The organism is Chromobacterium sp. FG22 (assembly GCF_057809415.1).
In genome coordinates, this window is the sequence record NZ_JBMDJX010000006.1 from 171,852 (window position 1) to 184,633 (window position 12,782).

At 61.1% G+C, this 12,782-nt stretch carries 10 protein-coding genes and 2 tRNA genes; 11 read left to right on the top strand and 1 reads right to left on the bottom strand.

Annotated elements, in window-relative coordinates:
* Positions 1–2 precede the first annotated feature (2 nt).
* Positions 3–959 carry a thioredoxin-disulfide reductase gene (gene trxB, locus ACODSD_RS08440; protein WP_235088794.1) on the bottom strand — a complete coding sequence of 319 codons (957 nt, stop codon included), beginning with the start codon at positions 957–959 and terminating at the stop codon, positions 3–5.
* A gap of 583 nt (positions 960–1,542) precedes the next feature.
* Here trxB and tig point away from each other — a divergent pair.
* The 11 genes from tig (at position 1,543) to ACODSD_RS08495 (ending at position 12,586) form a co-directional block, all read left to right on the top strand.
* On the top strand, positions 1,543–2,850 hold the full coding sequence (gene tig / locus ACODSD_RS08445; RefSeq protein WP_107799213.1) for a trigger factor: 1,308 nt from the start codon (positions 1,543–1,545) through the stop codon (positions 2,848–2,850).
* Positions 2,851–2,868: 18 nt separating this feature from the next.
* Positions 2,869–3,501: an ATP-dependent Clp endopeptidase proteolytic subunit ClpP gene (clpP, locus tag ACODSD_RS08450; RefSeq protein WP_107799212.1), complete on the top strand. Its 633-nt coding sequence runs from the start codon at positions 2,869–2,871 to the stop codon at positions 3,499–3,501.
* Between the two features lie 19 nt (positions 3,502–3,520).
* Positions 3,521–4,795, top strand: coding sequence for an ATP-dependent Clp protease ATP-binding subunit ClpX (clpX, locus tag ACODSD_RS08455; RefSeq protein WP_107799211.1), 1,275 nt, complete (start codon positions 3,521–3,523; stop codon positions 4,793–4,795).
* A gap of 143 nt (positions 4,796–4,938) precedes the next feature.
* Positions 4,939–7,356 (top strand): endopeptidase La, encoded by a 2,418-nt coding sequence (lon, locus tag ACODSD_RS08460; protein WP_107799210.1) that lies wholly within the window; start codon positions 4,939–4,941, stop codon positions 7,354–7,356.
* Between the two features lie 54 nt (positions 7,357–7,410).
* Positions 7,411–7,800 (top strand): HU family DNA-binding protein, encoded by a 390-nt coding sequence (locus tag ACODSD_RS08465; RefSeq protein WP_474456863.1) that lies wholly within the window; start codon positions 7,411–7,413, stop codon positions 7,798–7,800.
* Positions 7,801–7,844: 44 nt separating this feature from the next.
* Positions 7,845–7,920, top strand: a tRNA-Val gene (locus ACODSD_RS08470).
* An 11-nt stretch (positions 7,921–7,931) separates the two neighbouring features.
* Positions 7,932–8,008: transfer RNA gene (locus ACODSD_RS08475), tRNA-Asp, on the top strand.
* A 72-nt stretch (positions 8,009–8,080) separates the two neighbouring features.
* Positions 8,081–9,916, top strand: coding sequence for a SurA N-terminal domain-containing protein (locus tag ACODSD_RS08480; protein WP_488877167.1), 1,836 nt, complete (start codon positions 8,081–8,083; stop codon positions 9,914–9,916).
* A 369-nt stretch (positions 9,917–10,285) separates the two neighbouring features.
* On the top strand, positions 10,286–11,023 hold the full coding sequence (locus ACODSD_RS08485) for a methionine ABC transporter ATP-binding protein (protein WP_488877168.1): 738 nt from the start codon (positions 10,286–10,288) through the stop codon (positions 11,021–11,023).
* A complete protein-coding gene (locus tag ACODSD_RS08490) occupies positions 11,023–11,709 on the top strand; it encodes a methionine ABC transporter permease (protein WP_107799207.1) in 687 nt (228 codons plus the stop codon). The genes ACODSD_RS08485 and ACODSD_RS08490 overlap by 1 nt, the downstream gene beginning before the upstream one ends.
* Positions 11,710–11,776: 67 nt before the next feature.
* On the top strand, positions 11,777–12,586 hold the full coding sequence (locus ACODSD_RS08495; protein ID WP_107799206.1) for a MetQ/NlpA family ABC transporter substrate-binding protein: 810 nt from the start codon (positions 11,777–11,779) through the stop codon (positions 12,584–12,586).
* Positions 12,587–12,782 lie beyond the last annotated feature (196 nt).

The following is a 12,782-nucleotide window of genomic DNA, read 5'->3' on the forward strand; positions in this document are numbered from 1 at the left end:
GTTTACTTCAGGCTGTCCAGGTAACGTTCCGCGTCCAGGGCGGCCTGGCAGCCGGAGGCCGCGCTGGTCACCGCCTGGCGGTAGATGTGGTCCTGCACGTCGCCGGCGGCGAACACGCCCGCCGCGCTGGTGGCGGTGGCGTTGCCCTCGCGGCCGCTCTTGGTGATCAGGTAGCCGGTGCCGTCCATTTCCAGCTGGCCTTTGAAGATCTCGGTGTTCGGCTGGTGGCCGATGGCGACGAAGAGGCCCATTACCTTGATTTCTTCGGTGGAGGCGTCCTGCATGGACTTCAGGCGCAGGCCGGTGACGCCGGAAGCATCGCCCAGCACTTCGTCCAGGGTGGCGTTCAGCTTCAGGCTGATCTTGCCTTCCTTGACGCGGTCCATCAGCTTGTCGATCAGAATCTTCTCGGCGCGGAAGGTTTCGCGGCGGTGGATCAGGGTCACGTGCTTGGCGATGTTGGCCAGATACAGCGCTTCTTCCACCGCGGTGTTGCCGCCGCCGATCACCGCCACGTCCTGGTTGCGGTAGAAGAAGCCGTCGCAGGTGGCGCAGGCGGACACGCCCTTGCCCTTGAACGCTTCTTCGGAGGCCAGGCCCAGGTATTTGGCCGAGGCGCCGGTGGCGATGATCAGCGCGTCGCAGGTGTATTCGCCGGCGTCGCCCACCAGGCGGATCGGTTTTTCATGCAGATGGGTGGTGTGGATGTGGTCGAACAGGATTTCGGTGCCGAAGCGCTCGGCGTGCTGCTGAAAGCGCTGCATCAGTTCCGGGCCCATCACGCCGGCGGCGTCCGCGGGCCAGTTGTCCACGTCGGTGGTGGTCATCAACTGGCCGCCTTGCGCCAGGCCGGTGACCAGCACCGGCTTCAGGTTGGCGCGCGCCGCGTAAACGGCGGCGGTGTAGCCGGCGGGGCCGGAGCCAAGAATCAGCAGGGGGCTGTGGCGAGTCGTGGTCATGATGTTTTCCTGTGTGAGAAGCGGGTAATGAAACCGATTGCGTCAAACCGGGGCGGCCGGTTGGGCGCCGAGGTCGAGTCGTTCAGTTCTGAAGTATGGTGTCTGTCCGTCGGAATCCAAGAGCAAGAGCGGACTATTCAGCCAGCGGGCCCGCGCGCGGGCGCCAGCGTTTCGGCTGACAATATACAAGAGCGGCGGGGCAAGGTTAAGCGTTGGCTTGATTGGAATATTCAACATTGCTGATTGAATTCCTTTATCGCCGTTCCCGGCCGTCCTATCGGCCGGGCTTGGTTCTGGCTGAAATCATTTGCGCATTCACGCGTCGATTCAAAAGCTTGCCGTTTTTCGGGGCGCCGTCATGCCGGAATCCGCGGCGGGGCTAGGCCCGCTTGGCCCGCCGCGGCCGCGCGGCGGCTACTTGCCAGCACCGGCCGCGTGCTATACTGTCCGTTTTCGCGTTGGGTGCGTGGTGTAACTCCGCGCAGCGCCACCTCTGAGGTGAGGCAATGTCCTTCGTGTCTGCCGATCCGTGGCGTCGTACCGTCCCAGATGACTAAACCTGTCACACACTTAAGGATTTAACATGCAAGTACAGCTGGAAACATTGAGCAATCTTGAGCGCCGCATGAATATCGCCCTGCCGATGGCGGCCATCGACACGCAAGTGGCCGAGCGCCTGAAGCGCGTGGCCCGCAACGCCAAGATTCAAGGTTTCCGCCCGGGCAAGGCTCCGCTGAAGATCGTGGAAATGAACTACGGCGCCCAGGTGCGTGAAGAAGTGATGGGTGAACAGGTTCAACAGGGTTTCTACTCCGCCGTGAGCGAGCAGAAGCTGCGCGTTGCCGGCTACCCGCGCTTCGAGCCGGTAGCCGCCGGCGACGACAAGGAAAACTTCAAGTTCGCCGCCACTTTCGAGGTTTACCCGGAAGTGAAGGTTGGCGAGCTGGCCGGCAAGGAAGTGGAAAAGCCGCTGACCCCGGTGACCGACGCCGAAATCGAGAAAACCATCGATATCCTGCGCAAGCAGCGCACCCGCTACAACCGCGTTGAGCGCGAAGCCGCCACCGGCGACCGCGTGATCATCGACTTCAAGGGCGCCATCGACGGCGTGCTCTTCGAAGGCGGTTCTTCCGAGAACTTCCCCTTCGTGCTGGGCCAAGGCCAGATGCTGGCTGAGTTTGAAGCGGGCGTCGCCGGCATGAAGGAAGGCGACATCAAGAGCGTGGAAGTGAGCTTCCCCGAGGATTACCACGGCAAGGATGTGGCCGGCAAAACCGCCGTGTTCGAAATCCTGCTGAAGAACGTGGCTGAAGCCGTGCTGCCGGAAGTGAACGAAGAGTTCGCCAAGCTGCTGGGCATCGCCGACGGCGACGTTGAGAAAATGCGCGCTGAAATCCGCAAGAACGTGGAGCGCGAAGTGAAGCGCCGTCTGCAGGCCCGCACCAAGGAAAACGTGATGCAGGCGCTGTTGGACGCCACCGAGATCGAACTGCCGAAAGCCCTGGTCAGCCTGGAAATCGGCCGTCTGGTCGAGCAAGCCCGTCGCGACATGCAGCAACGCGGCATGAACGTCAAAGACATGCCGTTCCCGCCGGAACTGTTCGCTCAGCAAGCCGAGCGCCGCGTGGCTCTGGGCCTGATCCTGTCCGAAGTGGTGGAATCCAACAAGCTGGAAGCCAAGCAGGACCAAGTCAAGGCCATGATCACCGAGTTCGCCGACAGCTACGAAGATCCGGCTGAAGTGCTGACCTGGTATTACGCCAGCCCGGACCGCCTGGAAGGCCCGACTTCCATGGTACTGGAAGACAATGTGGTTGAATTTGTGCTGTCCAAGGCCAATGTTGTAGAGAAAGAACTGTCCTTCGACGCCCTGATGGGCAACAACGCCTGATAACAGCTGGAGTGGCCGATGAAATCGATGATGGAACCTCAAGGTCTGGGCCTGGTGCCCATGGTGGTGGAACAGAGCGGCCGCGGCGAGCGCGCGTATGACATCTACTCGCGTCTGCTGAAGGAACGCATCGTGTTCCTGGTGGGCCCTGTCACGGATGAGTCGGCCAACCTGGTTGTGGCGCAGATGTTGTTCCTTGAATCGGAAAATCCGGACAAGGACATCCACTTCTACATCAACTCGCCGGGTGGGTCGATTACCGCGGGCATGTCCATTTACGACACGATGAACTTCATCAAGCCGGATGTTTCCACCTTGTGTATTGGCCAGGCCGCCAGCATGGGCGCCTTCCTGCTCGCCGCCGGCGCGCAGGGCAAGCGCTTCGCGCTGGCCAATAGCCGGGTGATGATTCACCAGCCGCTGCTGTACGGCGGCGGCCTGTCCGGCCAGGTCACCGATATCGAGATCCATGCTCGCGAACTGGTCAAAGTCAAGGCCAAGATGAACGAGCTGCTGGCCAAACATAGCGGCCAGCAACTGGAGCGGGTGATCGCCGACACCGAGCGCGACAACTTCATGTCCGCCGACGAGGCACAGGCCTACGGCTTGATCGACAAAGTGCTGACGTCCCACAAGGACGTGAAAGCTTAAGGAGCGATGGAATCCGCCAATGGCTGATAAGAACAGCAATGAAAAGCTTCTCTACTGCTCTTTCTGCGGCAAGAGCCAGCATGAAGTCCAACGCCTGATCGCCGGGCCGCAGGTCTTCATCTGCAACGAATGCGTCGAGCTGTGCAACGACATCATTCGCGAGGAGCTGGAGAAGGGCGTCGGCGACGCCGCGTCCTCCTCCGAAGACAGTCCGCTGCCTACGCCTCAGGAAATCCGCGCGGATCTCGACCAATACATCATTGGTCAGGATTTCGCCAAGAAGACCCTGTCGGTGGCGGTGTACAACCACTACAAGCGTCTGAGCAGCCCGGCAAGCAAGAGCGAGGTCGAGCTGGCCAAGAGCAATATCCTGCTGATCGGTCCGACCGGTTCCGGCAAGACCTTGCTCGCCCAGTCTCTGGCCCGCCTGCTGGACGTGCCCTTCGTCATCGCCGACGCCACCACGCTGACCGAAGCGGGTTACGTGGGCGAGGATGTCGAGCACATCATCCAGAAGCTGCTGCAAAAATGCGACTACGACGTGGACAAGGCCCAGCGCGGCATCGTCTACATCGACGAGATCGACAAGATCTCGCGCAAGTCGGAAAACCCGTCCATCACCCGCGACGTATCGGGCGAGGGCGTGCAGCAGGCTTTGCTGAAGCTGATCGAGGGCACCGTGGCCTCGATTCCGCCGCAGGGCGGCCGCAAGCATCCGAATCAGGAATTCATCCAGGTGGACACCACCAATATCCTGTTCATTTGCGGCGGCGCTTTCGACGGGCTGGAGAAGATCATTCGCCAGCGCTCGGAAAAGGGCGGCATCGGCTTCGGCGCCGACATCAGCTCCAAGGACGACGGCAAGAGCTTGTCCATGTTGTTCCAGGAAGTGGAGCCGCAGGATCTGATCCGTTTCGGTCTTATTCCCGAGCTGATCGGTCGGCTGCCGGTGGCGGCCACGCTGGAGGAGCTGGACGAAGAGGCGCTGGTCACCATTCTGACCCAGCCGAAGAACGCGCTGATCAAGCAGTATCAGAAGCTGTTCTCGATGGAGTCGGTGGAGCTGGAAGTGCGTCCGTCCGCCTTGCGGGTGATCGCCAAGCAGGCGCTGAGCCGCAAGACCGGCGCGCGCGGTTTGCGCTCCATCCTGGAACGGGCGCTGCTCGACACCATGTACGAGCTGCCGTCCATGGCCGACGTGGAAAAAGTCGTGGTGGATGAAAAGGTTATCGACAAGGGCGACAAACCGCTGTTCATTTATCGCGACAAGGACGACAAGGCGCAATCGGCCTGATTGTCCGCCGCGACTCCGGAGACCGCCCAAACCGGGCGGTTTTTTATTTGTAGAGCCGGAAATCTGATTTAGTATGGGGGTGTTGAATTTTACTGTCCGCCCCCCATCTCCCAAGCATTGTTTCATAAGCAAGGTTAGGTGATATGCCGCAACCCGCAGAACTCAAAGAAGAAGCCACGCTGCCATTGCTGCCGCTGCGCGACGTGGTGGTCTTCCCCCATATGGTGATCCCGTTGTTCGTCGGCCGCGCCAAGTCCATCCGCGCGCTGGAACTGGCGATGGACGAGGGCAAGCAAATCCTCTTGGTGGCGCAGCGTTCCGCCTCCAAGGACGAACCGTCCGCCGACGACCTGTATCAAGTCGGCACCATCGCTTCGGTATTGCAGATGCTCAAGCTGCCGGACGGCACCGTCAAGGTGCTGGTCGAAGGCCGTCAGCGCGCGATGATCGAATCGGTGGGCGAAGAAAACGAATGCTTCGTCGGCGCCTTCAAGCCGCTGAGCCCGGAGGCCGAGGAATCGACCGAAACCGAGGCGATGCGCCGCGCGCTGCTCGCGCAGTTCGAGCAGTACGTCAAGCTGAACAAGAAGATTCCGCCGGAAGTGTTGAACTCGCTGGCCGGCATCGACCGCGCCGGCCGCATGGCCGACACCATCATCGCCCACCTGCCGCTGAAGCTGGAACAGAAGCAGGAAGTGCTGGAGATGTTCGACGTACAGCAGCGTCTCGAGCACCTGATGTCGCAGCTGGAAGGCGAAATCGACATCCTGCAGGTGGAAAAACGCATCCGCGGCCGCGTCAAGCGGCAGATGGAAAAGAGCCAGCGCGAGTACTATCTGAACGAGCAGGTCAAGGCGATTCAGAAAGAGCTGGGCGAGATGGACGAGGTCAGCGACCTCGACGAGCTGGAAAACAAGATCAAGGTCGCCGGCATGAGCAAGGAGGGTCGCGAGAAGGCGATGTCCGAGCTCAAGAAGCTGCGCATGATGTCGCCGATGTCGGCGGAAGCCACCGTGGTGCGCAACTACATCGACACCCTGCTCGAACTGCCGTGGAAGAAGAAGACCAAGATCAGCAAGGACGTGGCCAAGGCCGAGGAAGTGCTGGACGAGGATCACTTCGGCCTGGAGAAGGTCAAGGAGCGGATTCTGGAGTACCTGGCGGTGCAACAGCGCGTCGACAAGCTCAAGGCGCCGATTCTGTGCCTGGTGGGGCCGCCGGGCGTGGGCAAGACCTCGCTGGGCCAGTCCCTGGCGCGCGCCACCAACCGCAAGTTCGTGCGCATGGCGCTGGGCGGGGTGCGCGACGAGTCCGAGATCCGCGGCCATCGCCGCACCTATATCGGCTCCATGCCGGGCAAGGTGCTGCAGAACATGAGCAAGGCGGCGGTGAAGAACCCGCTGTTCCTGCTGGACGAAGTGGACAAGATGGGCGCGGATTTCCGCGGCGATCCGTCGTCGGCCTTGCTGGAGGTCTTGGACCCGGAGCAGAACCACTCCTTCATCGACCATTACGCCGAAGTCGAATTCGACTTGTCCGACGTGATGTTCGTGGCCACCGCCAACTCGCTGAACATTCCGCCGGCGCTGCTGGACCGGATGGAAATCATTCGTCTCGCCGGCTACACCGAGGACGAAAAGGTCAATATCGCCACCAAATACCTGCTGCCCAAGCAAATGAAGGCCAACGGCGTGCAGGAGGGCGAGCTGGCGGTGCAGGAGACCGCGCTGCGCGACATCGTGCGCTACTACACCCGTGAAGCCGGCGTGCGCAGCCTGGACCGCGAAATCGCCAAGATCTGCCGCAAGGTGGTGACCAGCGCCTCGCTGAAGGCCGGCAAGGCGAGCAAGGTGACCGTCAGCGGCCGCAACCTGGACAAATTCCTGGGCGTGCGCCGTTTCGATTACGGCATCGCCGAGGACGAGAACCGCATCGGCCAGGTCACCGGCCTGGCGTGGACCGAGGTGGGCGGCGAACTGCTGACCATCGAGGCGGTGTCGCTGCCGGGCAAGGGCAATATCATCCGCACCGGTCAGCTGGGCGAGGTGATGCAGGAGTCCATCACCGCGGCGATGAGCGTGGTGCGCAGCCGCGCGCGTTCGCTGGGCATCAAGCCGGACTTCTACGAGAAGAGCGATATGCACATCCACGTGCCGGAAGGCGCGACGCCCAAAGACGGGCCCAGCGCCGGCATCGCGATGACCACGGCCCTGGTGTCCATCCTGACAGGCATTCCGGTGCGCGCCGACGTGGCGATGACCGGCGAGATCACGCTGCGCGGCGAGGTATTGCCCATCGGCGGCCTGAAAGAGAAGCTGCTGGCGGCGCATCGCGGCGGGATCAAGCACGTGTTGATCCCCAAAGGCAACGAAAAAGATTTGGTTGAAATTCCCGCCAATATCAAGCATAAAATCGAAATCCATGCCGTTAAGTGGATAGACGAAGTCTTGGCTTTGGCCTTGGAGCGGCAACCGGAGCCTTTGTCGGAAGAAGAAAAGCCGGCGGAGGAGTTGCGAGGGACGCAGGAGGCAGCGCAAGGCGTGTCCGTGATGAAGCATTAAGAATCATGGTCTTAGCCGAACGCTGAATAACTTGTGTTCAAGCGGCTTTCCAGTGTGTTTGCGAAATGGCAAAATGCCCGTCAAAGCCGCTTGACACAAGGATTTCGCCCTTGCTATAAAGCAAGCGGTTTTTATCCGAATTACGTAGACCGAGAACGACGAAAGGGGACTTACGTGAACAAGTCTGAACTGATTGACGCTATTGCCGCTGAGGCCGATATCTCCAAAGCCGCCGCCGCCAAGGCGCTGGACGGCATGGTGGCCGCTGTAACCGACGCTCTGAAAAAGGGCGACACCGTGACCCTGGTGGGCTTCGGCACCTTCTACGTTGGCGAACGCGCTGAACGCAGCGGCCGCAACCCGAAGACCGGCGCCACCATCAAGATCCCGGCAGCTCGTTCGCCGAAGTTCCGTGCTGGCAAGGCACTGAAAGACGCGCTATAATTAGCGGCCTTGGCAGCCCCTAGCGGCTGGCAAGGTGTTTCGAGGGGCGTTTAGCTCAGTTGGTAGAGCGTCTGCCTTACAAGCAGAATGTCGGCGGTTCGACTCCGTCAACGCCCACCAAAGTTTCGGTTGGAGTGGTAGTTCAGTTGGTTAGAATACCGGCCTGTCACGCCGGGGGTCGCGGGTTCGAGTCCCGTCCGCTCCGCCAGAACTCACAAAAAGGTGAACGAAATACAGCGTTCACCTTTTTTTTTGACAAGGGTGGCTCAAGCCAATCGCCATGTTCGAGTTTGTCCAGAACAATAAAGTCTTCATTCAGGTTGTATTGGGAGCTGTTGCGTTGACCTTCGTGGGCTTCGGCGTGGGCAGCTATGAAGCAGCTTCCGACGACCCTTATCTCGCCAAGGTAGGTTCCGCCAAGATTTACAAGCGCGATCTGGATCGAGCCTTGGAGGGCCAGCCCACCGATCCGGCCAGCCGCCAGGCCGCGCTGGAAAACCTGATCCGCCAGGAACTGCTGCTGTCCGACGCACATGACCGCGGCGTCACCGTCAGCCCCGAGCAGCTGCGCAAAGTCATCGCCTCCATTCCCGCCTTCCAGGACAACGGCAAGTTCAGCCCGGAACGCTATCGCGAATTCCTGCAAAACCGCTACCCGTCTCCTGAAGCCTTCGAAACCCAGGTCAAGCGCGACATCGTGCTGCAAAGCCAGCTGACCGGCATCGCCGGCACCGAGTTCGTCGCCGGCACCGTGGTCAACCGTCTGGCCGGCCTGTTGGGCGAGGGCCGCGAAGTGCGCTCTTTGCTGTTGAAGCCGGCGGATTTCGCCGCCGAGGTCAAGACCGACGACGCCGCGCTCAAGGCCTTCTACGACGCCAACCTGAAGCGTTTCCGCGTGCCGGAGCGGGTCAAGCTCGACTACGTGCTGCTGTCCCAGGACGCCTTGGCCCAAGGCCTTAAGCCCAGCGACGCCGAGCTGCAGAAATACTACGAAGAACACAAGGCCGAGTTCAGCAACGAACAGCGCCGCGCCTCCCATATCTTGCTGACGGTGGCCAAGGACGCCAAGCCGGAGCAGAAGGCCAAGATCAAGGCCGAAGCCGAGGCCTTGCTGAAGGATGTGCGCGCCAATCCGGCCCGTTTCGCCGAACTGGCCAAGGCCAAGTCGCAAGATCCGGGCTCCGCGGCCAATGGCGGCGATCTGGGTTTCTTCGGTCACGGCATGATGGTCAAGCCTTTCGACGACGCGGTGTTCCGCATGAAGCCGGGCCAGATCAGCGAAGTGATCGAAACCGAGTTCGGTTATCACATCATCAAGCTGGACGAAGTGAAGGCTCAGGACTTCGCCGAAGTGAAGGCGGCTATCGCCGAGAAGCTGCAGCGTCAGCAGGCGGGCAGCCTGTTCCGCAGCCAGGCCGACAAACTGACCGAACTGGCCTACCAGCAGGGCGATTCGCTGAAGGCGCTGCAAGAGCAGCTGAAGCTGCAGCCGCAGCATTCCGATTGGCTGAGCCGCGGCAAGCCGGCGGCGGACCCGCTGCTCAACAGCCCCAAGGTGCTTGAGGCTGCGTTCAGCGAAGACGTGCTGAAGAAGAAGCACAATAGCGAGCCGGTGGACATCGGCAACAGCCGCCTGTTGGTGGTGCGCGTGGCCGAACATCAGCCGGAGCGTCAGCAGACGATGGACGAGGTGCGCGAGGTGATCAAGGCCGAGCTGGTGGCCAAGGAAGGCGCCAAGCTGGCCGAGAAGAAGGGCCAGGCGCTGTTGGCTGAGCTGAAGGCGGGCAAGGGCGAGGGCAAGGCTTGGAGCGAAGCCAAGACCCTGCTGCGCCGCGATCCGGCCGGTCTGCCCATCGCCGACGCGCGGGCGGTGTTCGCCGCTCAGGCGGGCAAGCTGCCGGCCTTCGCCGGCGCCAAGCGCGACAACGGCGAATACGCGCTCTATCGCATCGACAAGGTGATTCCGGCGCCGACGGCCAGCGAGGCCGAACGCGGCCAGCTGAGCGCGATCCTGGGCGAGATGAACGCCAACGCCCAGCTGTCCAGCTATCTGGACACCTTGCGTCAGAAGTACAGCGTGACGATGGGCAAGCAGGGTTTGTCCGACGCGCAATAAGTCCGGTTTGAATGATGTCCGATCGCCGCCGTCAGCGTTTGCTGGCGGCGGTTTTTCATATGCCGCGCGCTGATTTTCTTATAAGTTTGAGCGCTAAGCGGACGATTTTTTTGAGCGGGATGAGATAATTTCAATCTTTTTTAGTCGGAACTATTGACTGGAAACGAAAATAGATGTTCAATCATAAACAAATTTAGTCGCCGATTTGAACACAGCTTGCGGGCGTAAAACAGCTAAAGCGTGGGTAAGCAGCCCCAGACGTGATCCAGCATCTGCTTACAGTAATCTCGATTCCGCAGTGATTCCGAAGATTCCCATGCAAGGCCCGCCAAGTTCATTGGCGGGCCTTGTGTTTTTGGAGTATTTGGAATGATTCATCTGCAAAATGTTCGTAAGCGTTTCCGTCACCCCGAGGGGGGCTGGTTCGATGCGGTCACGGACACCTCTCTCACGATTCGTCCGGGCGAAGTCTTCGGGCTGATCGGCTTTTCCGGCGCCGGCAAATCCACCTTGCTGCGCCTGATCAATCTGCTGGAGCGTCCGGACCACGGCGCCGTCATCGTCGACGGCGAAGACCTGACCAGCCTGTCCGCCAAGGCCTTGCGCCGCGCGCGCCAGAATATCGGCATGGTGTTCCAGCAATTCAATTTGATGGCCAACCGCACCGTGGCCGGCAACGTCGCCTTCCCGCTGGAAGTGGCGGGCTGGGCCAAGGCGGATATCGACAAGCGCGTCCATGAATGCCTGGAAGTGGTGGCCCTCTTGGACCGCGCCAATCACTATCCGGCGCAATTGTCCGGCGGCCAGAAGCAGCGCGTCGGCATCGCCCGCGCGCTGGCGCCCAATCCCAAAGTCATCCTGGCCGACGAGCCCACCTCGGCGCTGGACCCGAAAACCACTCAAGCCGTGCTGGATTGTCTGAAGGACATCAATCAACGCTTTGGCGTCACCATCGTCATCGTCACCCACGAGATGGGCGTGGTGAGGGCGATCTGCCATCGCGCGGCGGCCCTGGACGCCGGCCGGGTGGTGGAAGTGGTGGATGTGTCGAATAACGAGGTGGCGGCGGATTCCGATCTGGCGCGCTCGCTGCTGGAGGCCGCGTAATGGATGCCGCAACCCTGAACGAAGCATTGCAAAACCTGGTGAGCATGGGGCCGGAAATCTGGCAGGCTTTCCAGGAAACGCTGGTGATGCTGGGCATAGGCCTGAGCGCGGCCGTCTTGCTGGGCGGTCCGCTCGGCATCGTGCTCTACCTGACCCAGCCGGGCCAGCAGTTCGCCAACCGCGCGCTGAACGGCGTGCTGGGCTGGGTGGTGAACCTGGTGCGTTCCTTCCCCTTCATTATCCTGATGGTGTCGCTGGTGCCGCTGACGCGAGCGCTGGTGGGCAGCACCATCGGTCCGGTGGCGGCTTCGGTGCCGTTGGCCTTTGCCGCGATTCCGTATTTCGGCCGTCTGGTCGAGCAGACGCTGCGCGAAATTCCGCGCGGCGTGGTGGAGGCGGCCGAGGCGATGGGCGCCAGCCCGCTGCAGATCATCTGCAAGGTCTTGCTCAACGAGGCGCGCTCCGGCCTGATTTCCAGTCTGACCATTCTGACCATCAGCTTCCTGAGCTATACCGCGGTGGCGGGAGTGGTGGGCGGCGGCGGCATCGGCGATCTGGCCATCCGTTACGGCTACTACCGTTATCAGACCGATGTGATGGTGGCCATGGTGCTGATGCTGGTGGCGCTGGTGCAAGTCATCCAGCTGCTGGGCAACCGGCTGGCCGCCAAGCTGGACAAACGTTGACATCCGCCGGCGCCAGGCGCCGGCAGGGCTAAGCTTTTACCTATCAATGGACAAGCAGGAGAAACAAATGCGTAGATTCGTGATCAAGGCAGTGGCGGCGTCGGTATTGGGCTTGGCGACGGCGGGCGCGGCGCTGGCGGCGGACCCGGCCAAGAAGGACATCGTGATCGGCACCACCGTCGGCGATTTCGGCGATATGGTCAAGCAATCGATCAAGCCCATCCTGGAAAAGCAGGGTTACAAGGTCAAGCTGGTGGAGTTCACCGATTACGTGCGTCCTAACCTGGCCTTGCAGGAAGGCGCGCTGGACGTGAATGTGTTCCAGCACAAGCCCTATCTGGACAACTTCGTCAAAGAGCACAAGCTGAACCTGAAAGAAGCGTTCCAGGTACCGACCGCGCCGCTGGGCATCTACGCCGGCAAGATCAAGGCGCTGAAAGACGTCAAAGTGGGTTCCACCGTGGCCGCCCCCAACGATCCGTCCAATTTCGCCCGCGCGCTGGTGATGCTGGCCGATCTGGGCTGGGTCAAGCTGAAGCCGGGCATCAACCCGCTGACCGCTTCCGAGCGCGACATCGCCGTCAATGTGAAGAAGATCAAGATCATTCCGCTGGAAGCCGCGCAACTGCCGCGTTCGCGCAGCGATGTGGACTTCTCGGTGATCAACGGCAATTACGCCACCAGCTCCGGCATCAAGCTGACCGAGGCGATCTATCAGGAAAAGAGCTACGCCTACGTCAACTGGGGCGCGGTGCGCACGGCGGACCTGGCCAAGCCCTGGGCCAAGGACGTGGTGGCGGCTTACAACTCGCCGGCGTTCAAGGCTTTCGCCAAGCAGAAGTACGCGGGCTACAAGCTGCCGCAGAATTGGAACTAAGCGCAGGCGCTTATTCGCGCGCCGGCAGACGGCCGGCGGCGCAGGATTTCTTGTAACACTCCTGGCTACAAGACTTGATGGGAGGGCTTTGCCCTCCCAATTTTTTTGCGCGCTTAAAACGTGTTTACGATCTCGCGAGCGAAGGTGAGACAAGGCGAAAACCGCTGAGAAAGCGGAGTGTACACACGGTACATGA